22 protein-coding genes are annotated in these 24,701 nt (G+C 72.9%); 12 read left to right on the forward strand and 10 right to left on the reverse strand.

The genetic code is table 11. The features are described from left to right. Window positions 1-13: 13 nt before the first annotated feature. Window positions 14-952, forward strand: coding sequence for an ornithine cyclodeaminase family protein (locus tag S1361_RS33105; protein ID WP_208035546.1), 939 nt, complete (start codon window positions 14-16; stop codon window positions 950-952). 87 nt (window positions 953-1,039) lie between these two features. Continuing rightward, window positions 1,040-2,116, forward strand: a complete 1,077-nt coding sequence (locus S1361_RS33110) for a LacI family DNA-binding transcriptional regulator (protein WP_208035547.1) — start codon at window positions 1,040-1,042, stop codon at window positions 2,114-2,116. Window positions 2,117-2,142: 26 nt separating this feature from the next. Here S1361_RS33110 and S1361_RS33115 read toward each other — a convergent pair whose 3' ends face one another. Beyond that, window positions 2,143-2,934, reverse strand: coding sequence for a VOC family protein (locus S1361_RS33115; protein ID WP_208035548.1), 792 nt, complete (start codon window positions 2,932-2,934; stop codon window positions 2,143-2,145). A gap of 272 nt (window positions 2,935-3,206) precedes the next feature. Here S1361_RS33115 and S1361_RS33120 point away from each other — a divergent pair, with 272 nt between their 5' ends. Then, window positions 3,207-3,452, forward strand: coding sequence for a WhiB family transcriptional regulator (locus tag S1361_RS33120; RefSeq protein ID WP_208035549.1), 246 nt, complete (start codon window positions 3,207-3,209; stop codon window positions 3,450-3,452). A gap of 266 nt (window positions 3,453-3,718) precedes the next feature. Here the strand turns inward: S1361_RS33120 and S1361_RS33125 are convergent, their stop codons facing one another. The 4 genes from S1361_RS33125 to ssgD all read right to left on the reverse strand — a co-directional run bounded on the left by S1361_RS33125 (window position 3,719) and on the right by ssgD (window position 8,190). After that, window positions 3,719-4,693 carry an acyl-ACP desaturase gene (locus S1361_RS33125; RefSeq protein WP_208035550.1) on the reverse strand — a complete coding sequence of 325 codons (975 nt, stop codon included), beginning with the start codon at window positions 4,691-4,693 and terminating at the stop codon, window positions 3,719-3,721. Between the two features lie 226 nt (window positions 4,694-4,919). Continuing rightward, on the reverse strand, window positions 4,920-5,696 hold the full coding sequence (gene ddaH, locus S1361_RS33130; protein WP_208035551.1) for a dimethylargininase: 777 nt from the start codon (window positions 5,694-5,696) through the stop codon (window positions 4,920-4,922). A gap of 145 nt (window positions 5,697-5,841) precedes the next feature. Further along, window positions 5,842-7,467, reverse strand: coding sequence for an ABC-F family ATP-binding cassette domain-containing protein (locus tag S1361_RS33135; protein WP_208035552.1), 1,626 nt, complete (start codon window positions 7,465-7,467; stop codon window positions 5,842-5,844). Window positions 7,468-7,773: 306 nt separating this feature from the next. Beyond that, complete coding sequence (gene ssgD / locus S1361_RS33140; RefSeq protein ID WP_208035553.1) at window positions 7,774-8,190, reverse strand: spore wall synthesis regulator SsgD; 417 nt, start codon at window positions 8,188-8,190, stop codon at window positions 7,774-7,776. Window positions 8,191-8,410: 220 nt separating this feature from the next. Here ssgD and S1361_RS33145 point away from each other — a divergent pair, with 220 nt between their 5' ends. Together S1361_RS33145 and S1361_RS33150 are read left to right on the forward strand one after the other, a co-directional pair. Further along, window positions 8,411-9,556, forward strand: coding sequence for a WD40/YVTN/BNR-like repeat-containing protein (locus tag S1361_RS33145; RefSeq protein ID WP_208035554.1), 1,146 nt, complete (start codon window positions 8,411-8,413; stop codon window positions 9,554-9,556). A gap of 75 nt (window positions 9,557-9,631) precedes the next feature. Continuing rightward, window positions 9,632-9,970: a plasmid stabilization protein gene (locus S1361_RS33150; protein WP_208035555.1), complete on the forward strand. Its 339-nt coding sequence runs from the start codon at window positions 9,632-9,634 to the stop codon at window positions 9,968-9,970. 43 nt (window positions 9,971-10,013) lie between these two features. Here S1361_RS33150 and S1361_RS33155 read toward each other — a convergent pair whose 3' ends face one another. Continuing rightward, window positions 10,014-10,310 carry a YciI family protein gene (locus S1361_RS33155; RefSeq protein ID WP_208035556.1) on the reverse strand — a complete coding sequence of 99 codons (297 nt, stop codon included), beginning with the start codon at window positions 10,308-10,310 and terminating at the stop codon, window positions 10,014-10,016. Window positions 10,311-10,369: 59 nt separating this feature from the next. Here S1361_RS33155 and S1361_RS33160 point away from each other — a divergent pair, with 59 nt between their 5' ends. Next, window positions 10,370-11,113, forward strand: a complete 744-nt coding sequence (locus tag S1361_RS33160) for an endonuclease V (RefSeq protein WP_208035557.1) — start codon at window positions 10,370-10,372, stop codon at window positions 11,111-11,113. Here S1361_RS33160 and S1361_RS33165 read toward each other — a convergent pair. Further along, window positions 11,077-11,265 (reverse strand): hypothetical protein, encoded by a 189-nt coding sequence (locus S1361_RS33165; RefSeq protein WP_208035558.1) that lies wholly within the window; start codon window positions 11,263-11,265, stop codon window positions 11,077-11,079. The two genes, S1361_RS33160 and S1361_RS33165, sit on opposite strands and share 37 nt — an antisense overlap. An 88-nt stretch (window positions 11,266-11,353) precedes the next feature. Continuing rightward, the gene (locus S1361_RS33170; protein WP_208035559.1) at window positions 11,354-12,532 is read right to left on the reverse strand and encodes a saccharopine dehydrogenase family protein; all 1,179 of its coding nucleotides are present in this window, start codon (window positions 12,530-12,532) and stop codon (window positions 11,354-11,356) included. A gap of 302 nt (window positions 12,533-12,834) precedes the next feature. Between S1361_RS33170 and S1361_RS33175 the strand changes: the two genes are divergently transcribed. From S1361_RS33175 to S1361_RS33185, 3 genes are read left to right on the forward strand one after another with little or no spacing between them, the layout of a single operon-like run. Beyond that, on the forward strand, window positions 12,835-14,022 hold the full coding sequence (locus tag S1361_RS33175) for a CaiB/BaiF CoA transferase family protein (RefSeq protein WP_208035560.1): 1,188 nt from the start codon (window positions 12,835-12,837) through the stop codon (window positions 14,020-14,022). Window positions 14,023-14,066: 44 nt separating this feature from the next. Continuing rightward, window positions 14,067-15,281: an acetyl-CoA C-acetyltransferase gene (locus tag S1361_RS33180; protein ID WP_208035561.1), complete on the forward strand. Its 1,215-nt coding sequence runs from the start codon at window positions 14,067-14,069 to the stop codon at window positions 15,279-15,281. 44 nt (window positions 15,282-15,325) lie between these two features. Then, complete coding sequence (locus S1361_RS33185) at window positions 15,326-17,503, forward strand: 3-hydroxyacyl-CoA dehydrogenase NAD-binding domain-containing protein (RefSeq protein ID WP_208035562.1); 2,178 nt, start codon at window positions 15,326-15,328, stop codon at window positions 17,501-17,503. 6 nt (window positions 17,504-17,509) lie between these two features. On the opposite strand, the gene S1361_RS33190 is transcribed toward S1361_RS33185, so the two are convergent. Next, window positions 17,510-18,274 (reverse strand): MerR family transcriptional regulator, encoded by a 765-nt coding sequence (locus S1361_RS33190; RefSeq protein ID WP_208035563.1) that lies wholly within the window; start codon window positions 18,272-18,274, stop codon window positions 17,510-17,512. A gap of 232 nt (window positions 18,275-18,506) precedes the next feature. On the opposite strand from S1361_RS33190, the gene S1361_RS33195 reads away from it, so the two are divergent. Both S1361_RS33195 and S1361_RS33200 read left to right on the forward strand, forming a co-directional pair. Continuing rightward, window positions 18,507-19,973 (forward strand): amino acid permease, encoded by a 1,467-nt coding sequence (locus S1361_RS33195; RefSeq protein ID WP_208035564.1) that lies wholly within the window; start codon window positions 18,507-18,509, stop codon window positions 19,971-19,973. Between the two features lie 117 nt (window positions 19,974-20,090). After that, window positions 20,091-21,008, forward strand: coding sequence for a PfkB family carbohydrate kinase (locus tag S1361_RS33200; RefSeq protein WP_208035565.1), 918 nt, complete (start codon window positions 20,091-20,093; stop codon window positions 21,006-21,008). 4 nt (window positions 21,009-21,012) lie between these two features. On the opposite strand, the gene S1361_RS33205 is transcribed toward S1361_RS33200, so the two are convergent. Beyond that, window positions 21,013-22,500, reverse strand: coding sequence for a M1 family metallopeptidase (locus S1361_RS33205; protein WP_208035566.1), 1,488 nt, complete (start codon window positions 22,498-22,500; stop codon window positions 21,013-21,015). Between the two features lie 178 nt (window positions 22,501-22,678). Between S1361_RS33205 and S1361_RS33210 the strand changes: the two genes are divergently transcribed. After that, on the forward strand, window positions 22,679-24,625 hold the full coding sequence (locus tag S1361_RS33210; protein ID WP_208035567.1) for a Xaa-Pro dipeptidyl-peptidase: 1,947 nt from the start codon (window positions 22,679-22,681) through the stop codon (window positions 24,623-24,625). Window positions 24,626-24,701 lie beyond the last annotated feature (76 nt).

Here is a 24,701-nt window from a genome sequence, read left to right on the forward strand (position 1 = left end):
CGATCATGACCGGGTGACCCGTGTGCTGACCCGCAGCGATCTGGAGGCCGTGCTCGACCCGGCGGCCTGTCTCCGCGCCCTGCGCGAGGGCTTCCGTACGGCCGGTGAGGCGTCCGTGCCCGGGCAACGGGTCCGCACCGACCTGCCGTTCCCCGGCACCGCCACCGCGCTCATCCCCGGCCTGCTGCCCGGCGTCGACGCCTACACGGTGAAGGTGAACGCCAAGTTCCCCGGCGCCCGGCCCGCCCTGCGCGGGGTGATCTGCCTGCACTCCGGGACCGACGGGGAACTGCTCGCGCTGCTGGACTCCGCGACCGTCACGGCCTGGCGCACCGGACTGGCCGCCGCCCTCGGCACCGGGCTGCTGGCCCCCGCCGGGTACGAGGTCCTCGGCGTCGTCGGAGCGGGCGCGCAGGCCGAGCCGACCCTGCGCGGCCTCGCCGGCGGGCGCCCGTTCCGGGACCTCGTCGTCCACGACACCGACCCCGGGCGGGCCGCCGCGTTCGCAGCCCGGCACGGCGGCCGCGTGCTCGGCTCGGCCCGGGCGGTGGCCCAGGCGGCCGACGTCGTCCTGCTCGCCACCTGGTCGCGGACACCGCTGCTCGCCCTCGCCGACACCCGCCCCGGGCAGCACCTCACCAGCCTCGGCACCGACGAGCCCGGCAAACGAGAACTCGCCGCCGACCTGCTGGACGCCGCCCTCCTCGTCGTCGACGACCGCGAACTGGCCGCCACGGCGGGCGCGTTGTCGGCACCCGGGCCGGTCCGGACCGCCGCCGACGCCACCCTCACCGACGTCCTGCGCGGCACGCACCCCGGCCGGACCTCCGCCCGGCAGCGCACCGTGTACGCCCCGGTCGGACTGCCCTGGCAGGATCTCGCCCTCGCCTGGCACGCGTTCCGTGACGCGGAGCGCCGCGACCTCGGCACGACGGTCGACCTGCTGGGCTGAACCGAGCGGTTCCGGTCACCGCGGGCACCGGCCGGGCGGGCGCCGCGCGGCTATCCTGATCACCAGCCGCCGGGGAGGAGTCCCGAAGTGACCGAGGCAGTGTCGCGTCCCACGCTGGAGGCCGTGGCCGCGCGGGCCGGGGTGTCCCGGGCCACCGTGTCCCGCGTGGTCAACGGCGGCGACGGGGTCCGTGAACCCCTGGCCGAGCGGGTCCGGCGGGCCGTGGAAGAACTGGGCTACGTCCCCAACCAGGCGGCGCGCAGCCTCGTCACCCGACGTCACGACGCCGTCGCGGTCGTCATCGCCGAGCCCGAGGCCCGGGTCTTCGCCGACCCCTTCTTCGCCCTCCAACTGCGCGGCATCAGCAAGGAGCTGACCGCGCACGACAACCAGCTCGTGCTGCTGCTCACCGAGGGCCGCGCCGACCACGCGCGGGTGGCCCGGTACCTCGCCGGCGGCCATGTCGACGGCGCGCTCGTCTTCTCCCTGCACCTGGACGACCCGCTGCCCGGTCTCATCCGCGACGCCGGAGTGCCCACCGTGTTCGGCGGACGCCCTGGCTGGGGCGAGGACAGCCGGGCGCAGGACCCGGGCGTGGTGTACGTCGACTGCGACAACCGGGGCGGGGCGCGCGCGGCCGTACGGCACCTGCTGGACCTCGGCCGCCGGCGCGTCGCGCACCTCACCGGCGCGCTGGACCAGACCTCGGCGGTGGACCGGCTCGACGGCTACCGGGACGTCATGGCCGAGGTGCTGGGCGAGAGCGACCCCCTGCTGGTGGTGGAGAGCGACTTCACCCCGTCCGGTGGCGAACGCGCCATGCGGGAACTCCTCGCGCGCTGCCCGGACGTCGACGCGGTGTTCGCCGCCAACGACCTCACCGCGCTCGGCGCGCTGCGGGTACTGCGCGCGAGCGGCCGGCGGGTGCCCGAGGACGTGGCCGTGGTCGGCTTCGACGACATGCTGCCGGTCACCGAGCAGGCCGACCCCCCGCTGACCACGGTCCGTCAGGACATCGAGGAGATGGGCCGGCTGATGGCCCGCCTGCTGCTGCAGGGCCTGTCCGACGGCCGGGACCGGGAGCGTACGGCGGCCGGTGCGCCGGGCACACCGGCGACGGGAGTGATCCTGCCGACGACCCTGATACGCCGCGCCTCCGCGTGACCGCGGCCGCGGCGCCGCGCGGAGGTTCAGCCCTGCGCCGGCTCGCTTCTGATCACCGCGAAGCGGACCCCGTACGGATCGGCCAGCTTGGCCATGCGGCCCACGCCCTCCAGGGTCGTCGCCGGCATCCGCACCGTCCCGCCGAGCCGCTGCGCCTGTTCCACCACGGCGTCGGTGTCCTCCACCTCGAAGTACGGCAGCCAGTACGGACCCGACTCCTTCTCGGAGGGGTCGTCGGCCAGCGCCACCATCCCGCCGAACATCGCGTCCTCCCCGGCACCGTCCGGATTGACGCAGGTGTACGTCCCGCCCGGGAAGGGCACCCCGGACGTCTCCAGGCCGAGCACCCGCCGGTAGAACGCGGCGGCCGCCGCGATGTCCGGCGTGTACAGCTCGACCCAGCACAGCGCGCCCGGCTCGTTCGCCACGTCCACGCCCCTGGTCCGGCCCGGCTGCCAGATTCCGAAGCGCACGCCCGCCCGGTCGGCGAGGACCGCCATGCGGCCCTGGCCCATCACGTCCGTCGGCTGGAACAGGACTTCGCCGTGGGCCTGTTCGGCGGCCTCGGCGGTGGCCTGGGCGTCCTCGCTCTGGAAGTACACCGTCCAGGCCGGGGGGCCCTGCCCGGGGCCGGTCTGCATGCCGCCCGCCACGGTCCGGCCGTCCAGCTGGAAGAAGCCGTAACCGCCGGCGTCCGGCCCCGCCGACCGGAACTCCCAGCCGAACAGGCCCCCGTAGAAGGAGGTGGCGCCGTCGATGTCGGGACTGCCGACGTCGATCCAGTTGGGCGCGCCGTTGACGAAACGGGTGGTGAGCATCTCGGCCCTCCTCGCAAAGGGGTCCCGTCCTGTGCACTGCCGAGTCTGGCACCGCCCACCGACAATCGCCGCCGGAGCCCCGCGCCGCGCCGTATCGCCCCGCACTCACCCTGCGTGACGGCCCGCGTTCTCGCGGTTTTCGTACCGGCTCCGCGCGCCGCCGTGCGCGCAACCGGGCCGGGGGAGCATCATCGGGGCGGCCGAAGGTACCGGGGCGTGCCGTTGATCCGGCGTTGATCGAACGTTTTTCGGCGTGGGGCAGGCTCCTGGCCATGCACTTCGAAACCATCACCCCGGCCGACGACACCTGGCAGGCGCAGGCCCTGTGCGCGCAGACCGGGCCGGACTTCTTCTTCCCCGACCCCGGCAGCTCGGTACGCGAGGCGAAGCGCATCTGCGCCATGTGCGAGCTGCGCCCGGCCTGCCTGGAGTACGCGCTGGCCAACGACGAGCGGTTCGGCGTCTGGGGCGGCCTGTCGGAGAAGGAACGCCTGGCCCTCCGCCGCACCGCCCACTGACCCGGCCGCCACACACCACCCGCCTGCGCGCCCCCGGGGCCGTGTCACGACACCGGCGCCTCGCCTTGCCCGCCGGAGCCCGCTGGTACCGTCTTCCGGCACCACCGCCCCGTGTCCCCGCCGGGCGCCGCCCGGCACTGCCTGCCGGCGCCGTCGCCCAAGCCGTCCGCAGCCACTGCTTGAGCCGTCCGGAAGGCGCCCCCCGCGCCCCCGTCGGCCCCCGTCGTCCCCGTCGGTCGCAGACCGCTCGTCCCGCGTGCGGGGCGTCAGCCCGCGGCGCGCGCCGCCATCCGGGCCTTGCGCGCGGCCAGCTTCTCGTCGAACTTCGCGGCCTCCGCGTCCAGCCCGCCCATGTACAGACCGAGCTCCTCCTGCGCCTGGAGCCCCTCGGGGCCGAGGCCGTCGATCTCCAGGACCTTCAGGAAGCGCAGCACCGGCTGCAGCACGTCGTCGTGGTGGATGCGCAGGTTGTAGACCTCGCCGATCGCCATCTGCGCGGCGGCCCGCTCGAAGCCGGGGATGCCGTGACCGGGCATGCGGAAGTTCACGACGACGTCCCGCACCGCCTGCATGGTCAGGTCGGGGGCCAGCTCGAAGGCGGCCTTGAGCAGGTTGCGGTAGAAGACCATGTGCAGGTTCTCGTCGGTCGCGATGCGGGCCAGCATGCGGTCGCAGACCGGGTCCCCGGACTGGTGGCCGGTGTTGCGGTGCGAGATCCGCGTGGCCAGCTCCTGGAAGGCGACGTAGGCGATCGAGTGCAGCATCGAGTGCCGGTTGTCGGACTCGAAGCCCTCGCTCATGTGCGACATCCGGAACCGCTCCAGCTGGTCCGGGTCCACCGCGCGGGAGGCCAGCAGGTAGTCCCGCATGACGATGCCGTGCCGGCCCTCCTCGGCCGTCCAGCGGTGCACCCAGGTGCCCCAGGCGCCCTCGCGGCCGAAGAGCGTGGCGATCTCGTGGTGGTAGCTCGGCAGGTTGTCCTCGGTCAGCAGGTTGACCACGAGGGCGATACGGCCGATCTCCGTCACCTTGGACTGGTTCTTGTCCCAGGCCTCGCCGTCCTCGAACAGGCCCGGGAAGTTGCGGCCGTCGCTCCACGGCACGTACTCGTGCGGCATCCAGTCCTTGGCGACCTGAAGATGCCGGTTCAGCTCCTTCTCGACCACTTCCTCCAGTGCGTACAGCAGCCGAGCGTCGGTCCAGACGGACGGGCTGCCGAGGTGAGGGGAAGTGATCGTCACGGGAACTCCAGGGGGACGCCGTACAAGGGGAGCGGAAGGGGTGCCCGGCGAGCGGTGCCGGGAAACCTACGTGATCGTAGGCTACGAAGCCGTAGGTTACGAAGCCGTAGGTTAAGGCTGCGGTAAAGAACTGCTGATCAGCCTGCCCCGACGGCCTTCCGTGGGGATGCCGGACGGCCCCGGGAGCCGCAGGTCCCAGGGCCGTCGGGGCGTCGTGGTCACCCGGTCAGGCGTACAGCTCGCGCAGCCGCACCGAGAGGCAGGTCACACAGCCCTCCAGCTTCTCGAACTCGCTGATGTCGACCGTCACCACCTCGTGGCCGAGATCGGTCAGCAGCTCGGCGGTCTTCGGGGCGCTCGCCGCCATCAGCAGCTTGCTACCGCCGAGCAGCACCACATGCGCGCCGGACTCCTCCGGCACCGAAAGGAAACCCGGGAACAGCGACGGACGGTCGATCTTCGGGATGTGCCCGATGACCGTGCCGTCGGGCAGCGCGGTCACCGCCGACTTCAGGTGCAGCACCCTGCTCACGGGCACGGCCACCACACGGGCGCCGAGCGGCTCGAAGGCCGCCCGCACCTGCTGCACGCCGGCCGCGTTGGTCCGCCCGCCGCGGCCGACGTACACGGTGTCGCCGACCTTCAGGACGTCGCCGCCGTCCAGCGTGCCCGGCTCCCATATCCAGTTCACCGAGCAGCCGAGGCGGGCCACCGCCTCCTCGACGCCGGCGGTCTCCGCCCGCCGGGACTCGGCGCCGGGCCGGGTGATCAGCGCCACGTTCCGGTACATGACGACGGCGTCCTCGACGAACACCGAGTCGGGGCAGTCGTCGGCCGGTTCGACCTCGATCGTCTCCCAGCCGTGCGTGCGCAGGGCCTCGACGTAGGCCTCCCACTGTTCGCCGGCGAGCCCGACATCGACCTTCTCCCGCTCGATGTGCGTCACCAGGCCGTCGGCGAGGCGGGGGCTGGGGCGGCGGACGAGGGCCTTCTTGCTGGGCACGACGGGCCTTTCGAATCGGTCGGTGCGGTTGGTGCGGTGTCCGGCGCCGAGCACGAAGGCGCCGGTCCGTCATCATGCAGGGCGCTCGGGCCAGGACAAAACCCTCGTCGTCCGGCCGTGCCCGTCCCGGGACCCCGCCGGCCGGTCAGGCCGGGTCCCCGAGCGCCTCGGGCGTCGTCTCCGTCAGCACCCCTCCCTCCATCAGCAGCCAGCGGGTGATCCCGATCGATTCCAGGAACGGCAGGTCGTGCCCGGCGACGATCAGCGCGCCCTCGTAGGACTCCAGGGCCGTGGTCAGCTGCCGGACGCTGGCCATGTCGAGGTTGTTGGTCGGCTCGTCGAGCAGCAGCAGCTGGGGTGCGGGCTCGGCGAGCATCAACGCGGCCAGGGCGGCCCGGAAACGCTCGCCGCCCGACAGGGTGGCCGCCTTCTGGTCGGCCCGCGCGCCCCGGAACAGGAAGCGGGCGAGACGGGCCCGGATCCGGTTGTTCGTGGCGCCCGGCGCGAACCGGGCCACGTTCTCGGCGACCGACAGGGTGTCGTCCAGCACGTCGAGGCGCTGGGGCAGGAACCGCAGCGGGACGTGCGCCGTCACCGTGCCGGCCAGCGGCGCCAGCTCCCCGGCGACCGTCCGCAGCAGCGTCGTCTTACCGGAGCCGTTGCGGCCGACCAGCGCGATCCGTTCGGGGCCGCGCAGATCGAGAATGCCCTCCACGCGCGCGTGGCAGGCTGTCTCCAGGTTCTCCAGGGTGAGCACCTGCCGCCCGGGCGGCACGGCCGTGTACGGCAGCTCGACGCGGATCTCGTCGTCGTCCCGTACGGCCTCCACCGCCTCGTCCAGCCGCTCCCGGGCCTCGGCGAGCCGCTCCTGGTGCATGATGCGGTGCTTGCCCGCGGACTCCTGGGCGGCGCGTTTGCGTGCGCCCATGACGATCTTCGGTTCGCGTTTGGCGTCCCACATCTTCTGGCCGTACCGCTTGCGGCGGGCCAGTTTGACCTGGGCGTCGGACAGTTCCCGCTGCTGCTTGCGCACGTCGGCCTCGGCGACGCGCACCATGCGCTCGGCCGCCTCCTGCTCGACGGCCAGGGCCTCCTCGTAGGCCGAGAAGTTGCCGCCGTACCAGGTGACCTCTCCGGAGCGCAGCTCCGCGATCTGGTCGGCCAGGTCGAGCAGTTCCCGGTCGTGGCTGACCACGACCAGGACGCCCGGCCAGGAGGCGACGGCCTGGTACAGCCGCCGGCGCGCGTACAGGTCGAGGTTGTTGGTGGGCTCGTCCAGCAGCAGGACGTCGGGCCGGCGCAGTAGCAGCGCGGCGAGCCGCAGCAGCACCGACTCGCCGCCGGAGACCTCGCCGACGGTCCGGTCCAGGCCGATGTGGCCGAGCCCGAGTTCGCCGAGGGTGACCAGGGCGCGTTCCTCGACGTCCCAGTCGTCGCCGACGGTCTCGAAGTGCTCCTCGGCGACGTCGCCCGCCTCGATGGCGTGCAGGGCGGCCCGGCGCCCGGCGATGCCGAGGGCCTGGTCGACGCGGAGTCCGGTGTCGAGGGTGACGTTCTGCGGAAGGTGGCCGATCTCGCCGGCCGCCCGGACGGTGCCGTCGGCCGGGACGAGCTGCCCTGCCAGCAGCCTGAGCAGGGTCGACTTGCCCGATCCGTTGACGCCGACGAGCCCGGTCCTGCCGGGGCCGAAGGAGACGTCCAGGCCGTCGAAGACGGCGGTGCCGTCGGGCCAGGCGAAGGACAGGGAATGAGCGGTGAGGGAAGCAGACATGGGCGCCTCGCGAGGGGTGTGAGCGTTCGGGTGGACGCGTGTGAGACACCGCGAGGCGGAAACCGAAAGGGCCGGGCACGGGGGGCCACGTAAAAGGGCCTGTGCCGGGGGACGGCTCGGACGCCGAGGTCGTACGCCGCGCACACCTCACCGGTGCGACGCGGTGCCTCAGGACCTCAGACGAGCAACGTCCTTCTCCAATCGACGGCAACAGAACCGTCGTACACCGTAGGAGGGCGCCGGAGGGCTGTCAACGCATTTAAGCGCAGCCCCCCACGCGCGCGTGGCGCGTTCGGGAAGCGGCGTTCAGCAGGCGTCCCGCATCAGCTCGGCCAGGTCGTGGTCGAGGTCCAGCTGGAGGTGTTCCAGGCCGACCGGGACCAGGTTGTCGGCCGCCTCCAGGAACCGCCGGATCTCGCCAGAGCGCACGTGCACGATCGCGGTGCCCTCCGGGGCGTGGAACTCCAGTACCGTGCGGTCGTACCCGTACGGCCGCACCCGGACGTCGCCCTGGCCCTCGGGACCCAGCAGGCCGGCCATGAGCAGTTCGCGGGAGAAGGTCCAGCACACGTCGACACCCTCCAGGGTGGCCGGTGCCGGGAAGGTCATGCGGACGGCGAACGGGTCGCGCCGGTCGTAGCGCAGCGTCGCGGGAATGCTCGGCATACGTGGTGCGGCGGCGACGAGACGGGCCTCTACGGGCTGCTCGATGACGGTGGACAACGCCTTGCTCCCTCGTGACGGCTGGACTGCGCCCGGGTGTGCGGCACCCGGCACTGGAAGAGACGACGGAATCGGCCGATGCGTGCACACGGGTAACGAGTGACCTCGGTCACCGCGTTCATGCACGGGGAACGCACTGCTGTTCCCGTTCGTCCACCGTCGCGTGCGACCCGGCAGGCCCTCTGGACGGGGCCGGGACAGTGGGCTAGCTTCGCCCGCCATGAGGCGCTTGGGGACGCGACGGAGGGGACCGGCGAGCCGGCGGGTGGCGGTGGGAGTGGCGTGCGGGGCGGCGCTGGCAGCCCTGACGGCCCCGGCGGCGGGGGCCCGCCCGCTCGGGCAGGGCGGCGCCGAACCGGCGGGCGGGGTGACGGCGAACTCCGGCCGGGGCGCGGTGCACTGGGCGGTGAAGGACACCGGCACGCCGCAGGTCCGTTTCCGCGGCCTGGCGGCCGTCGACCGGCACACCGCCTGGCTGGCCGGCACCGGCGGCACGGTGCTGCGCACCACGGACGGCGGTGCGAGCTGGCGGAACGTCTCTCCGCCGGGCGCGGCCGACGCGCAGTTCCGGGACGTGACGGCGTTCGACGCGCGGCGCGCGGTGGTGCTGGCCATCGGCGAGGGCGAGGCGTCCCGCGTCTATCGCACCGACGACGGCGGCACCACCTGGACGGAGTCCTTCCGCAACACCGACCCCAAGGCCTTCTACGACTGCCTGACCTTCTTCGACCGCCGGCACGGCCTCGCCCTGAGCGACCCCGTGGACGGGAAGTTCCGCCTGCTGTCCACCGACGACGGCGGGCGCTCCTGGCGTGTGCTGCCCTCCGACGGCATGCCGCCCGCGCTGGAGGGCGAGGCGGGCTTCGCCGCGAGCGGGCAGTGCCTGGTCGCCTCCGGCCCGCGGGACGTCTGGCTGGCCACCGGCGGCGGCGCCCACGCGCGCGTGCTGCACTCCGCCGACCGGGGCCTGACCTGGACGGCCGCCGACACGCCGATCCCCGCGGGCGATCCGGCCAAGGGCGTCTTCGCGCTCGCCTTCCGCGACCGCACCCACGGCCTCGCGGTCGGCGGCGACTACCGCCCCGACCAGTCCTCGCCGCGCTCCGCCGCGGTCAGCGCCGACGGCGGACGGACCTGGCGGGCCGCCGCCACCCCGCCGCCCGCCTACCGATCCGGAGCCGCCTGGCTCCCGCACAGCCGAACCGCCGCGCTGGCCGTCGGCCCGACCGGCACCGACCTGACCACGGACGGCGGCCGCAGCTGGCGCACCATCGACACCGCCTCCTACGACACGGTGGCCTGCACTCCCGACCTCGGCTGCTGGGCGGCCGGCGAACAGGGCCGGGTGGCGCGGCTCGAACGCTGACGGCGCGGCCGGACGGTGAGGTAAGTGCGCGGAAACGCGGGTACTCGTTCCCTGCCGCAAAGGAAGGGAGCGATCATGCCAGCCGGTTCCAGCCCCAAGCGCGAGCGTCAGTACGAGCACATCAAGAAGAGCGCGCAGGACCGGGGCGAGAGCACCGGGCGCGCCAAGGAGATCGCCGCGCGGACGGTGAACAAGGAACGTGCCCGCGCCGGCGAGTCCAAGACCGCCAGCCGCAGTTCGACACAGGACATGTCGTCGTCCAGGCGCGGCGGTCAGCGGTCGGGCAACCGGGTCGGCTCGCACGGCCCGACGCGCGACCAGCTGTACAACGAGGCGAAGCAGCGCGGCATCGAAGGCCGTTCGCACATGAACAAGGACGAGCTGCAGCGCGCCCTGAACGCGAAGAAGGGCTGACGGCCGCGAGGCCGGGCGCCCCGCGGCTCCGGGCCGCGGGGCGTCAGCCGAGTGTCTGCCGGTGACGCGCCAGTTCGGGGGCCGTCTTCGTGGCGATGAACTCCGTGACGCGGTAGGCGCACACGCCGCCCACGACGAACGGGTCGCTCGCGACGAGTTCCTCGATGTGGGCGCGGTCCCCCGCGACGGCGAGGATCACCCCGCCGTCGCGGGGGTTCTTGCGTCCCGAGGCCAGGAAGAGGCCCTTGTCGTACTGCTCCTCCAGCCAGGCCACATGGGCCGGCAGAACGGCGTCCACGGCGTCGAGCGGCGCGGTGTAGGTCAGCTCCAGTACGAACATGATCGCGAGCCTACCCCGCCGGTCCGGCGGCCCGCGGCGGGCCCGTAGAGTCACCCGGCATGACGATCGTCGGCGTACCCGCGGGCTGGCCCGCGACGGAGGAGGAGGCCCGCGCCGTCCAGGACGAGCTGCGCGGACGGGTGGTGCTGGACGAGCCCGGGCCGCCGCCCGGGACGGGCCGGGTCACGGGGGTCGACGTCGCCTACGACGACGGCCTGGACCTGGTCGCGGCGGCCGCCGTCGTGCTGGACGCCGCCACCCTGGACGTCGTCGCGGAGGCGACGGCCGTCGGCCGGGTCTCCTTCCCGTACGTGCCCGGACTCCTCGCCTTCCGGGAGATCCCCACCGTCCGCGCCGCCCTGGAACGGCTGCCGTGCCCGCCCGGCCTGGTCGTGTGCGACGGCTACGGCCTGGCCCACCCGCGCCGCTTCGGCCTGGCGAGCCACCTGGGCGTACTCACCGGCCTGCCGACCATCGGCGTCGCCAAGAACCCGTTCACGTTCACGTACGACGAACCCGGGCCGGCGCGGGGCGGCTCCACGCCGCTGCTCGCCGGGAGCGAGGAGGTCGGACGGGCCCTGCGCACCCGGGACGGCGTCAAGCCGGTGTTCGTCTCGGTCGGCCACCGGGTGAGCCTCGGCAACGCCCTGGCGCACACGCTCGCGCTGACCCCGCGGTTCCGGCTGCCGGAGACCACGCGGAGGGCGGACGCCCTGTGCCGGCGGGCCCTGCGCGAGGCGGCACACGGCCGGGCCGGCGGCGGGGCTCAGGACTCCACGACGCGCCAGGCGCCGACCTCCTGATACGCCGAGTCGTGGACGGCCGAACCGTCGCCGGGTTCCAGGGCGTAATGACGCAGGTTGCCGCCCCAGTAGCGCAGGATGCGCTCCAGCTCGGCCGCCCGGTCCCGCGCCACCGCGCCGTCGTCCACGGTCACCTCCAGTACGAACTTCACGTCCGCTCCGCCTCCTTGGGTCGTCCGGGTTGAGCCTCCATCGTCCCAGCCGGGTGCCCGGACGTGCGGCGGGACGGGCGGCCGCCGGCTAGCGGTGTGCCGCCACCCGGAAGGTGATGCCCGCCGCCCGCAGCCTTTCGGTCAGGGCGTCGCCCATCGCCTGCGCCGTGGTGACCTGGCCGGCCGTCCGCGGAAGGTCGTCGAAGGCCAGGCACAGGGCCGCCTCGGCGAACATCTTCGCCGTCTCGTCGTACCCGGGGTCGCCGCCCGCGACCTCGGTGAACACGCGCCGCCCGCCGCCCTCGCCGACGAACCGCACCGTGAACCAGCTCTTCGCCCGCTTCTGCGCGCTCGGCCCCTCGCCCGGCTCCAGCCGGCCCGACAGCCAGCGCCGCGCGGGCGGCAGCTGGGCCGCGGCCGTCACCGCGCCGACGGCGGCGATCCCGCCGAGGGCGACCGGCAGCCGCCGCACGGCGGCGTAGTGCCGGTACCGGAAGTCCGGGCCGTACCGTTCCAGCGCCCGCGCCGAACGGCGCACGATCCGCGGGTCGATGGTGGGCAGCGGCAGCGCCCACGCGCCCACCTCCGGGGCGAACCTGGGCGTGCCCGTCGGCACCGTCACCCGGCGGCCGGGCAGCCGCGGCTCGTGCCGGGCCCGGTCGCGCGCGGCGGCCAGCATCCGCCGCGCGCGGGCCATCTGGGTCAGAGCCGAGGCCAGGGTGCCGCCGGAGAAGGCCGCGTCGGCGGTCACGTAGCCGTCCACGGTCAGCGGCACGCCCTCGGGGAGCTGCCGGACCGTGAAGTACACGCCCAGGTCGTGCGGCACGGAGTCGAAACCGCAGGCGTGCACCAGGCGGGCACCGGTCTCCCGCGCGCGTGCGTCGTGCCGGACGTACACCAGGTCGACGAACTCCGGCTCGCCGGTGAGGTCCAGGTAGTCGGTGCCGGTGTCGGCGCAGGCGGCGACGAGCTCCTCGCCGTGCAGGACGTACGGGCCGACGGTCGTGGCGACCACGCGCGCGTGCTCGGCGAGGGCGCGCAGGGTGGCCGGTTCGGCCACGTCGGCGCGCAGGACACCGACGTCCGCACCGCCGGGCAGGCTAGCGCGCAGCCGCTCCAGCCGCCGTTCGTCGCGGCCGGCGACCGCCCAGCGCAGGTCCCGCGGCGCGTGCTCGGCGAGATAGTGGGCGGTGAGCGTGCCGACGAAGCCCGTGGCCCCGAAGAGCACCAGGTCGTACGGACGATCCGTCCTGTTCATCCTGCTCATGACACCTCTTGGTTCATGCGGCTGTCGCACAGCCCGCGCCGCTGTCGGTGGCCGAGGCTAGCGTGAGGAGAGCGGAGCCCGACGACCAGCCCGGAGGCAGCGGTGGCCGTAGCCAGGAATGCCCTGACGAAACGGGAGATGGCGCACACGTCCCGGCAGGCCGGTCACTCGTCCGGGTGATGACGGGTGTGCCGGGCACTTGGCTAAGCGCTTGCTCGTTCAGGTCTTGTGTCCGGTGGAACACGTTCTTAGCATCGCCGGTGTTACATCGGTTGTGTCACACACGCTTGGGGGCTGCACGCATGACGACGGCAAGGACGGCAGGGACGCCGCCGACGCCGGGCCACGGCCCGCTGAGCGGTGTGCGCGTGGTCGAGCTGGCCGGCATCGGACCGGGCCCGTTCGCCGCCATGCTGCTGGCCGACCTGGGCGCCGACGTGGTCCGGGTGGACCGCCCGGGCGGGCCGGGCCTCGCGATCGACCCGGCGTTCGACGCCACCAACCGCAACAAACGCTCGATCGTGGTCGACCTCAAGGCACCGGACGGCCCCGCGCGCGTCCTGGACCTCGCCGAGCGCGCAGACATCCTCGTGGAGGGCTACCGCCCCGGCGTCGCCGAGCGGCTCGGCGTCGGCCCCGACGACTGCCACGCCCGCAACCCGCGCCTGGTCTACGGCCGCATGACCGGCTGGGGTCAGGACGGCCCGCTCGCCCAGCGCGCCGGCCACGACATCGCCTACATCGCGCTCACCGGCACGCTCGGCATGATCGGCCGCCCGGACGCACCCCCGGCCGTGCCCGCCAACCTCCTCGGGGACTACGCGGGCGGCTCCCTCTACCTGGTCGTCGGCGTCCTCGCCGCCCTGCACCACGCGCGCGCCACCGGCACCGGCCAGGTGGTCGACGCGGCCATCGTGGACGGCACGGCCCACCTGTCGACGATGATCCACGGCATGCTCGCCGCCGGTGGCTGGCAGGACCGGCGCGCCGCCAACCTCCTGGACGGCGGCTGCCCGTACTACGGCACCTACGAGACCGCCGACGGGCGGTACATGGCGGTCGGCGCCCTGGAGGCCAAGTTCTACGAGGAGTTCCTGCGCCTGCTCGGCCTGGACGACCTGGTCCCCGCCCGCACGGACCCGACCCGCTGGGACGAGCTGCGCGAACGGGTCGCCGCCGCCTTCGCGTCCCGCACCCGGGACGAGTGGACCGCCGTCTTCGAGGGCTCCGACGCCTGCGTGGCGCCCGTACTGAGCCTGCGCGAGGCCCCGCACCACCCCCACCTGGCCGCCCGCGGCACCTTCACCGACCACGGCGGCATCACCCAGCCCGCCCCCGCCCCCCGCTTCTCCGCGACCCCCACCGCCGTCCGCACCGGCCCGGCCCGGCCCGGCGCGGACACGGCCGCGGTCGCCCGGGACTGGGGCATACCGGCACGCCCGACCGACGACCTCGACGATCCCGACGACCTCGTCACCGACCGCGGCTGAGCCCGCCCACCCCGCTCGGCCCACCCTCCCGAAAGGCACCCCAAGTGAGCACCGAAGCGTACGTGTACGACGCGATCCGCACCCCGCGCGGCCGCGGCAAGGCGAACGGCGCCCTGCACGGCACGAAGCCCATCGACCTGGTCGTCGGCCTCATCCACGAGATCCGCGACCGCTTCCCCGGCCTCGACCCGGCCGCGATCGACGACATCGTGCTCGGTGTCGTCGGCCCCGTCGGCGACCAGGGCTCCGACATCGCCCGGATCGCCGCCATCGCCGCCGGACTGCCGGACACGGTCGCGGGCGTGCAGGAGAACCGCTTCTGTGCCTCCGGCCTGGAGGCCGTCAACCTGGCCGCCGCCAAGGTCCGCGCCGGCTGGGAGGACCTGGTCCTCGCGGGCGGCGTCGAATCCATGTCCCGGGTCCCGATGGCCTCGGACGGCGGCGCCTGGTTCAACGACCCGATGACCAACCTCGCCGTCAACTTCGTGCCGCAGGGCATCGGCGCCGACCTGATCGCCACCATCGAGGGCTTCTCCCGCCGGGACGTGGACGAGTACGCGGCCCTGTCCCAGGAGCGCGCCGCCACCGCCTGGAAGGAGGGCCGCTTCGCCCGCTCCGTGGTCCCCGTGAAGGACCGCAACGGCCTGGTCGTCCTCGACCACGACGAGCACCTGCGCCCCGGCACCACCGCCGACTCCCTCGCCGGGCTGAAGCCGTCCTTCGCGGACATCGGCGACCTGGGCGGCTTCGACGCGGTCGCGCTGCAGAAGTACCACTGGGTCGAGAAGATCGACCACGTCCACCACGCGGGCAACTCCTCCGGGATCGTGGACGGCGCCTCCCTCGTCGCGATCGGCTCCCGGGAGGTCGGCGAGCGCTACGGCCTCACCCCCCGCGCGCGGATCGTCTCCGCGGCCGTCTCCGGCTCCGAGCCGACCATCATGCTCACCGGCCCCGCCCCGGCCACCCGCAAGGCCTTGGCCAAGGCCGGCCTCACCATCGACGACATCGACCTGGTCGAGATCAACGAGGCGTTCGCCGCGGTCGTGCTGCGCTTCGTGAAGGACATGGGCCTCACCCTGGACAAGGTCAACGTCAACGGCGGCGCCATCGCCCTCGGCCACCCGCTCGGCGCCACCGGCGCCATGATCCTCGGCTCGCTCGTCGACGAACTGGAGCGCCAGGACAAGCGCTACGGCCTCGCCACCCTGTGCGTCGGCGGCGGCATGGGCATCGCCACCGTCGTCGAGCGCATCTGAACTCCCCGCGGAACCAAGCGACCACCTCAACGGAGACGACTGTCATGACCGAGAGCACCACCATCCGCTGGGAGCAGGACGACACCGGTGTCGTCACCCTCGTCCTGGACGACCCGAACCAGTCCGCGAACACCATGAACCAGGCGTTCCGCGACTCCCTCGCCGCGATCACCGACCGGCTGGAGGCCGAACGGGAGAACATCCGCGGCATCATCTTCACCTCCGCCAAGAAGACCTTCTTCGCCGGCGGCGACCTGCGCGACCTCATCCGGGTCACGCCGGAGACCGCACAGGAGCTGTTCGACGGCGGCCTCGCCATCAAGCGGAACCTGCGCCGCATCGAGACCCTCGGCAAGCCGGTCGTCGCCGCGATCAACGGCGCGGCCCTCGGCGGCGGATTCGAACTGGCCCTCGCCTGCCACCACCGGGTGGCCCTCGACAGCCCCGGCACCAAGATCGGCTGCCCGGAGGTCACCCTCGGCCTGCTCCCCGGCGGCGGCGGAGTCGTCCGCACCGTACGGCTGCTGGGCATCGCGGACGCCCTGCTGAAGGTGCTCCTCCAGGGCCAGCAGTACAACGCGCGGCGCGCGCAGGACAACGGCCTCGTCCACGAGGTCGCCGCCACCCCCGAGGAACTGCTCGCCAAGGCCCGGGCCTTCATCGACGCGAACCCCGAGTCCCAGCAGCCCTGGGACAAGCCGGGCTACCGGATCCCCGGCGGTACGCCGGCCCACCCGAAGTTCGCCGCGAACCTGCCCGCCTTCCCGGCCAGCCTGCGCAAGCAGACGGGCGGCGCCCCCTACCCGGCGCCGCGCAACATCCTCGCCGCCGCCGTCGAGGGCTCTCAGGTCGACTTCGAGACCGCCCAGGTCATCGAGGCCCGCTACTTCGTGGAACTGGCCGCCGGACAGACCTCGAAGAACATGATCCAGGCGTTCTTCTTCGACCTCCAGGCGGTCAACTCGGGCGCCAGCCGGCCGAGGGGCGTCGAGCCGCGCCGGGTCCGCAAGGCGGCCGTGCTCGGCGCCGGCATGATGGGCGCCGGCATCGCCTACGCGTGCGCCCGCGCGGGCATCGACGTCGTTCTCAAGGACGTCTCCCTGGAGGCGGCCGTCAAGGGCAAGGGCTACTCGCAGAAGCTGTGCGCCAAGGCCGTCGCCAAGGGCCGTACCAGCCAGGAGAAGGCGGACGCGCTGCTCGCCCGGATCACCCCCACCGCCGAGGTGGCCGACCTCGCCGGCTGCGACGCGGTCATCGAGGCCGTGTTCGAGGACACCGCCCTCAAGCACAAGGTGTTCCAGGAGATCGAGCAGGTCGTCGCGCCCGACGCGCTGCTGTGCTCCAACACCTCCACGCTGCCCATCACCACGCTCGCCGAGGGCGTGCAGCGCCAGACCGACTTCATCGGGCTGCACTTCTTCTCACCGGTCGACAAGATGCCGCTGGTGGAGATCATCAAGGGCGAGCGCACCGGCGAAGTGGCCCTCGCCCGCGCCTTCGACCTGGTCCGGCAGATCAACAAGACGCCGATCGTCGTCAACGACTCGCGCGGCTTCTTCACCTCCCGGGTGATCGGCCACTTCATCAACGAGGGCGTCGCCATGGTCGGCGAGGGCGTCGAGCCCGCCTCCGTGGAACAGGCCGCGGCCCAGGCCGGCTACCCGGCCAAGGTGCTGTCCCTCATGGACGAGCTGACCCTCACCCTGGCGCGCAAGATCCGGGGCGAGACGAGGAGGGCCGTGGAGGAGGCCGGCGGCACCTGGACCGCCCACCCCGCGGAGGCGGTCGTCGACCGCATGGTCGACGAGTTCGGCCGCACCGGCCGCAGCGGCGGCGCCGGCTTCTACGACTACACCGAGGACGGCAGGCGGGCCGGGCTCTGGCCGGGCCTGCGCGAGCACTTCACCAAGCCGGGGTACGAGATCCCGTTCCGGGACATGCAGGAACGCATGCTCTTCGCCGAGGCGCTGGACACCGTACGCCTCCTGGAGGAGGGCGTGCTCACCTCCGTCGCCGACGCCAACATCGGCTCGATCCTCGGCATCGGCTTCCCCGGCTGGACCGGCGGGGTGCTCCAGTACATCAACGGCTACGAAGGGGGCCTGCCCGGCTTCGTGGCCCGCGCCCGCGAGCTGGCCGAGCGGTACGGCGAGCGGTTCACCCCGCCCGCGCTGCTCGTGGCGAAGGCCGCGAAGGGGGAGACCTTCACCGACGGACGCTGACGGGCCTCACGCGGACGGCGTGCCCCGGGACTCCGCTCCCGGGGCCGTCGTGCCCCCGGAGGGGGCCTTCGGTGCCGCCGCGCCGTCCAGCCACTGGCGCAGCTCCTCCTTCAGCGACCGCTGGAAGGTGGTGAGCAGCGCCTGCACCACGAGCGGGTGCATATGGGCCGACAGCGACTTCACGTCCCGCGTGTCGCGTTCGGCCACGGCCTCCCGCAGCAGGTCCGACAGCTCGTGTGCCGCCGCGCGCGCGTGGCCGGTCAGCACGGTCCGGGCCGCCAGGATCGTCTCCTGGGACAGCGGTACGTCCAGGAGCTGCACCGCGAGCCGCAGCAGACCGGAGTCGACCCGGAAGGACTCCCCGTCCCGCGTCACCACGTTCATCGCGGCCAGCCGGTCCAGGTCCTCCTCGGCCAGCCGGCGTCCCGCGTGCCGCTCCAGCTCCGCACGGGAGACGGTCTCGACGGTGTCCGGCGCCCAGGAGGCGACCACCGCCCGGTGGATCGCCAGATCGTGCGGGCCGAGGTCGGCGGGCAGCTGCCGCAGGTGCCGTTCGATCGCCGCGAGGGTCATGCCCTGGTGCTGCATCTCCTCGATGAGCTGGAGCCGGGCCAGATGCTCGGCGCCGTAGTGGCCCACCCGGCGCGGACCGATCACCGGCGGCGGCAGCAACCCCCTGGTGCCGTAGAAGCGGACCGTCCGCACCGTGACGCCCGCCCGCGCGGCCAGCTCGTCGATGGTGAGGGGCGTCTCCTCGGTACCGGTCGTCATGTGCAGCAGTATCGCTGTCTCACCAATGGTGTGAAACCCGGGGGAGGCCCTCGGCGATCCCGTGACGACGGTGTGAGAAGAACCGCTCTGTGACGTGGACCACCGCGTGCCGGCTGATCCCTCTGGGAAGGTGCTGCCTTGGTCTGTGCCGCAACACGAGGGTGGTGCGGGCCAAGACCTGCACGAACCCCGGACCCACGAGGTCCGGGCGCACCAGGAAGTGGAACCACCCGTGAGCAAGGAAGCCGTGGAATCGGCACCGGCCACCACCCACCCCCAGGTGGCCCAGACGCCCGCGGACGCGGGCGACGCCGGTTACAGCAAGGACCTCAAGGCCCGCCATGTCAACATGATCGCCATCGGTGGCGCCATCGGCACCGGACTCCTCCTGGGCGCCGGCGGCCGCCTGCACAACGCCGGACCGGCGCTCGCCCTGGCCTACCTGGTCTGCGGCGTCTTCGCGTTCTTCGTCGTCCGGGCCCTGGGCGAGCTGGTCCTGTACCGGCCGTCCTCCGGGTCCTTCGTGTCCTACGCGCGCGAGTTCCTCGGCGAGAAGGGCGCCTACGTCGCCGGCTGGATGTACTTCCTGAACTGGTCGACCACCGGCATCGCCGACATCACCGCGATCGCGCTCTACACGCACTACTGGTCCATGTTCACCAGCATTCCCCAGTGGGTGCTCGCCCTGATCGCCCTCGCGGTGGTCCTGGCCGTGAACCTGATCTCGGTGAAGATCTTCGGCGAGATGGAGTTCTGGTTCGCGATCATCAAGGTCGCCACCATCGTCGGCTTCATGCTGATCAGCATTTTCCTGCTCGCCACCCAGCACAAGGTCGGCGGCCACACCCCCGGCCTGAACGTCGTCACCGACAACGGAGGACTCTTCCCGCACGGCATGATGCCGGTCGTCCTGGTCATGCAGGGCGTGATCTTCGCCTACGCCGCCCTGGAGCTGGTCGGTGTCGCGGCCGGCGAGACCGCCGAGCCGGAGAAGGTCGTCCCGCGCGCGGTGAACTCGATCATGTGGCGCGTGGGCCTGTTCTACGTCGGCTCGGTCGTGCTGCTCGCCCTGCTGCTGCCCGGTTCGGTGTACTCCGCCGACCAGAGCCCGTTCGTGACCGTGCTGTCCAAGATCGGCGTGCCGGCGGCCGGCGACGTGATGAACCTGGTCGTGCTGACCGCCGCCATGTCCTCGCTCAACTCCGGCCTGTACTCCACCGGCCGCATCCTGCGCTCGATGGCCATGGCCGGTTCGGCGCCGAAGTTCACCGCCCGCATGAACCGCAGCCAGGTGCCCTACGGCGGCATCCTGCTGACCTGCGCGGTCTGTGTGCTCGGTGTCGGCCTGAACTACCTGGTGCCCAGCCAGGCCTTCGAGATCGTGCTGAACGTCGCCTCGCTCGGCATCATCAGCACCTGGGTGATCATCATGGTCTGCCACATGATCTTCGTCCGCCGCGCCCGCGCGGGCCTCGCGGCCCGGCCGCACTTCCAGCTGAAGTTCAGCCCGGTCACGGAGATCGCCACGATCGTGTTCCTGCTGGTCTGCCTCGGCATGATGTGGAACGACCCCGAGGTCGGCCGGAAGACCATCCTGCTCATCCCGGTGATCGCCGTCATGCTGGTCGCCGGCTGGTTCGGCGTGCGCCGCCGCGTGTCGCAGAACACCGACCAGGAGCTGACCGAGCTCACGAAGTAGCAACTCGGCGCCACTGTCGGTGGCGTCGTCTACGGTGGCGTCACAACGGAGATCATGCATGTCCGGGGTGGCGCCACCGTGCCGTCGGCCGAGGGCGCCCCGAAGGGGGAGCGGGGGATGGCCGTGCGAGCGGACGCGAGCGATGTGCTGGTGCTGGGCGGGGCCGGCGTGGACACGATCGTCCACGTCCCCGAGCTGCCCCTGCCCTACGCCGACAGTTACATGATCGACTCGGGGATCCGCACCCGCGCGGGGCAGACCGGTGACTTCGTCGCCCTGGGGCTGGCCGCGCTCGGCCTGCGCACCCACCACCTCGACCTGCTCGGCGACGACCCCGAGGGCGACCTCGTGCGCGCCCTGCACCACGAGCACGGCATCGGCCTCACCGCGCTCCCGCAGCCGGCCGGCACCAAGCGGGCGGTCAACCTGGTCGGCCCGGACGGCCGCCGCCTGTCCCTGTACGACACCAGCCGCGCCCACCCCGACGACCGCTTCCCCCAGGCCACCGTGCGCGCGCTGGCCGCCGCGAGCCGTCACGTGCACGTGACGATCACCCAGCCCTGCGCCCACGCCCTGCCGGTCCTGCGGGAAACCGGCGTGCCGCTCTCCACGGACCTGCACGACTGGGACGGCGAGAACCCGTACCACGAGCCGTTCGCGTACGCGGCCGACGTCGTCTTCCTCTCCGCCGCCGCCCTCGCCGACCCCGAACGGACCATGCGGCGCATCGCCGAGCGGGGCCGGGCCGACACGGTCGTCGCCACCGCGGGAGCCGACGGCGCCCACCTGCTGACCGGCGGCGAGCTGACCCGGGTGCCGGTGGTGGACCCGCCCGCGCCGGTGGTCGACTCCAACGGCGCGGGCGACGCCTTCGCCGCCGCGTTCCTCTACGGCCGGCTGAGCGGCGAGCCGCCCGAGCGCTGCGCCAGGTACGGCGCGATCGCGGGCGCCCACGCGTGCACCGTCCCGGCCTCCCGCGCGGACGCGATAGGCCGGGCGGACCTCCTGCGGCGGGCGGCCGGGCCGAACCCGTGAGGCGTCAGTGCCCGTGCACCTCGTTCGTGGCCTCGATCTTCTTCCACGACTTCGGCCGCTCCACCGCCGTACCCGTCTTCACCAGGGCGCGGACCGCCGGTGCGGCCGGCTTCGACGGCTGGAACAGCCAGGTGTCGAACAGCGCGGACAGCGGCTTGCCGGACACCTGCTCGGCGTACTCCTGGAAGTCGGCCACCGAGGCGTTGCCGTAGGCGTGCGACTTCGGCCAGCCCTTCAGGACCGCGAAGAACGCGTCGTCACCGATCTCGTTGCGCAGCGCCTGGATGGCCAGGGCGCCCCGGTCGTAGACGGCGGAGCTGAACTGCTCGTCCGGGCCCGGGTCGCCCGGCTTGACCGTCCAGAAGGCGTCGTCGGCCGGGTGGGAGGCGTACACGTAGTCGGCGAGTTCCTGTGCGGTGCCCTCGCCCTCGTGCTCGGACCACAGCCACTGCGCGTACCGGGCGAAGCCCTCGTTGATCCAGATGTCCTTCCAGCCCTTGACGGACACGTAGTCGCCGTACCACTGGTGGGCCAGCTCGTGCACGACCACCGAGGTGTTGGAGCCGTTCGCGAACTGCCGCGGGCTGTAGTAGATCCGGGTCTGCGTCTCCAGGGCGTACCCGGTGGTCGTGTTCGGCACGTAGCCGCCCGCCGAACTGAACGGATACGGCCCGAAGTAGCCGCTCAGCCAGTCCACGAGCTCCCCGGTGCGCTCCACGCTGGCCCGCGCGGCACCGTCGGTGTCGCCGAGGTCCTTGCTGTAGGCGTTGACGACCGGTACCCCGCCGTCGGAGGTGCCGGTGGTGATGTCGAACCTCCCGACCGCGAGCGTGGCCAGGTAGGTCGCCTGCGGCTTGTTCTGCCGCCAGTTGTAGCGGGTCCAGCCCAGCTTCGAGGAAGTCGACTGGAGCGTGCCGTTGGAGAGGGCCTGGGTGCCGTCCGGCACCGCGACCGACACGTCGTAGGTGGCCTTGTCGGTCGGGTGGTCGTTGCTCGGGAACCACCACCAGGCGGCCTCGGGCTCGTTGGCCGCCACACCCCCGTCGGGCGTGCGGTGCCAGGAGGTGAAGCCGTAGGCGCTCTTCGCCGACGGCACCCCGCTGTAGCGGACCACCACCGTGATCGGCGTGCCCTTGGGCAGCGGCGTCTTCGGGGTGACGACCAGTTCGTGCTGGTCGGACGTGGTGAAGGCCGCCTTGGTGCCGTTGACCCGCACCTCGCTCACGTCCAGCAGGAAGTCCAGGTCGAAGCTGGACAGGTCCTGGGTGGTCTTCGCCAGGATCGTCGCCGTGCCCTGCAACTCGTCCGTCTTCGGCTGGTATTGCAGCCTCAGGTCATAGTGCGAGACGTCGTAGCCGCCGTTGCCGTAGGACGGGTAGTAGGGGTCGCCGATGCCCTGCGCGCCGGGGGAGTAACTCGCGGCCGATGCCGGGATCGCCAGCAGGAGGGAGGCCGCCGCCAGTGCTCCCGGGGCGATGATTCTGCGGTGCACGTCAGCTCCAAGTCGTCGGGACCGTCGGTCCGTTCGGAGAAGTCCGTTCAGAGCCTATTCAGTCCCTGCCGCCCCTGACCTGTCCATGACCCCTGCTGTCACACGATCGCCATTCAGCCGACATGCGCCACCGGAGTGCCCTCTTCTGCGGGCGAGTTGGCCGGAGTACCGTCCGCGCATGCCGAAACGCACGCGCTCCGCGCTCTGGAGAACGCTCGTCACCGCCGCCGTCACCGCCCTGACGGCCGCCTTGCTCACCCCGGCCGCCGCCCAGGCCGCGCCCCGGGAGAGCAGACCCGTCTACTCCTACGCCGACGCCGTCCGCGAGTCCGTGTGGGTGGACACCGGCCTCGACGAGGACGGCGACGGACGGACCGACCGCGTCGCCGCCGACATCGTCCGGCCCGCGGAACCGGCCCGGCAGGGCCGCAAGGTGCCGGTCGTCATGGACGCCAGCCCCTACTACTCCTGCTGCGGCCGCGGCAACGAGAGCCAGCGCAAGACCTACGACGCACAGGGCCACGTCGTCCAGATGCCGCTGTTCTACGACAACTACTTCGTGCCGCGCGGCTACGCCTTCGTCGGCGTCGACCTCGCCGGCTCCAACCGCTCCGACGGCTGCGTCGACGTCGGCGGCCGCTCCGACATCCAGTCCGCCAAGGCCGTGATCGACTGGCTGAACGGCCGCGCCAGGGCCTACACCAGCCGCACCGGCGGCACCCCCGTGCGGGCCGGCTGGACCAACGGCCGCACCGGCATGATCGGCAAGAGCTGGGACGGCACCATCGCCAACGGCGTCGCCGCCACCGGCGTCAAGGGTCTCAGGACGATCGTCCCGATCAGCGCCATCTCCTCCTGGTACGACTACTACTTCGCCAAGGGCGCCCCTCTCTACGACGGCGGCCCCGACGAACTGGCCGGCTACGTCGAGAGCGCCGACGCGCGGGCCCACTGCGCGGCCGTGCAGAAGAAGCTCGCCGACGGCAGCCCGCGCAGCGGTGACTGGACCCCGCTGTGGACCGAGCGGGACTACGTCAAGGACGCGGCCAAGGTGCGTGCCAGCGTCTTCCTGGTGCACGGCATGCAGGACCTCAACGTCCGCACGAAGCACTTCGGGCAGTGGTGGGACGCCCTGGCGCGGCACGGCGTCGAGCGGAAGATCTGGCTGTCCCAGACCGGGCACGTCGACCCGTTCGACTACCGGCGCGGCGCCTGGGTCGACACCCTGCACCGCTGGTTCGACCACGAACTCCTCGGCTACGACAACGGCATCGACCGCGAGCCGATGGCCGACATCGAACGCCACCCCGACCAGTGGGTCACCTCCGCCGCCTGGCCCCCGCGCGGCACCCGCACCACCGTCCTGCACCCGGCCGCCGGCACCCAGGCCGGCGTCGGCACCCTCGGACTGCGCCGGACCGCCGGCACCGAGACCTTCACGGACGACCCGGCGCGGAGCGAGACCGACTGGGCCGCGCGGCTCACCACGTCCACTCCGGAGAAGGCCGGCTTCCTCACCGCGCCGCTCGCCCGTGGCGTGCGCCTGTCCGGTTCCTCCACGGTGACGGTCACCGCGACACCGACCACGACGTCGGCGCACCTGTCCGCCGTCCTGGTCGACGTCGGCCCGGACACCATCCGCGACTACGCCGACCCGGCCGAGGGCATCACGACCCTCAGCGACCGCACCTGCTGGGGCGCCAGCACGGCCGGGGACAGCGCCTGCTTCAAGAAGACCGTGGCCAGGACGGCCGCCGTCGACTACACCGTGGTCAGCCGCGGCTGGGCCGACCTCGGCCACCACGCCTGGCCGGCGAAGGGCGTCCCGCTCACCCCGGGCCGGGCGTACACGATCACCCTCGACCTCGCGGCCACCGACCACGTCGTCCCCGCGGGGCACCGCCTGGCCCTGATCGTCGCCGGCACGGACAAGGACCTGATCGACCCGCCGTCCACCAGGCCGACGCTCACCGTCGACCTGTCCCGGACCACGGCCAGGGTCGCGCTGGTGGGCGGTACGGCGGCCTTCGCCCGGGCCGTGTCCGGCGGTGGCGCGGCGCCCACGCCGACGGTTCTGGACGGGGTCCACGCCCCGCGCCCCCCTCGGCACGTTCCGGCGAGCTGACGGGGCGGCGCCGGTTCGGGGGTCCCCGTGGCCGTGGTCCCCGGCCACGGGGACTCGTGGGCGGGGGTGGGAACGC

Origin of the sequence: Streptomyces cyanogenus, from assembly GCF_017526105.1 — a bacterium.
GTDB lineage: Bacteria > Actinomycetota > Actinomycetes > Streptomycetales > Streptomycetaceae > Streptomyces > Streptomyces cyanogenus.

What these genes read in the sequence shown, in the direction of transcription:
- S1361_RS33160 (WP_208035557.1), top strand. Translation starts at nt 10,370, where the DNA reads ATGACGATCGTCGGCGTACCCGCGGGCTGGCCCGCGACGGAGGAGGAG.
- S1361_RS33190 (WP_208035563.1), bottom strand. Translation starts at nt 18,274, where the DNA reads ATGACGACCGGTACCGAGGAGACGCCCCTCACCATCGACGAGCTGGCC.
- S1361_RS33155 (WP_208035556.1), bottom strand. Translation starts at nt 10,310, where the DNA reads ATGTTCGTACTGGAGCTGACCTACACCGCGCCGCTCGACGCCGTGGAC.
- S1361_RS33170 (WP_208035559.1), bottom strand. Translation starts at nt 12,532, where the DNA reads ATGAGCAGGATGAACAGGACGGATCGTCCGTACGACCTGGTGCTCTTC.
- S1361_RS33120 (WP_208035549.1), top strand. Translation starts at nt 3,207, where the DNA reads ATGCACTTCGAAACCATCACCCCGGCCGACGACACCTGGCAGGCGCAG.
- S1361_RS33210 (WP_208035567.1), top strand. Translation starts at nt 22,679, where the DNA reads ATGCCGAAACGCACGCGCTCCGCGCTCTGGAGAACGCTCGTCACCGCC.
- S1361_RS33150 (WP_208035555.1), top strand. Translation starts at nt 9,632, where the DNA reads ATGCCAGCCGGTTCCAGCCCCAAGCGCGAGCGTCAGTACGAGCACATC.
- S1361_RS33135 (WP_208035552.1), bottom strand. Translation starts at nt 7,467, where the DNA reads ATGTCTGCTTCCCTCACCGCTCATTCCCTGTCCTTCGCCTGGCCCGAC.
- S1361_RS33175 (WP_208035560.1), top strand. Translation starts at nt 12,835, where the DNA reads ATGACGACGGCAAGGACGGCAGGGACGCCGCCGACGCCGGGCCACGGC.
- S1361_RS33200 (WP_208035565.1), top strand. Translation starts at nt 20,091, where the DNA reads ATGGCCGTGCGAGCGGACGCGAGCGATGTGCTGGTGCTGGGCGGGGCC.
- S1361_RS33145 (WP_208035554.1), top strand. Translation starts at nt 8,411, where the DNA reads ATGAGGCGCTTGGGGACGCGACGGAGGGGACCGGCGAGCCGGCGGGTG.
- S1361_RS33115 (WP_208035548.1), bottom strand. Translation starts at nt 2,934, where the DNA reads ATGCTCACCACCCGTTTCGTCAACGGCGCGCCCAACTGGATCGACGTC.
- S1361_RS33185 (WP_208035562.1), top strand. Translation starts at nt 15,326, where the DNA reads ATGACCGAGAGCACCACCATCCGCTGGGAGCAGGACGACACCGGTGTC.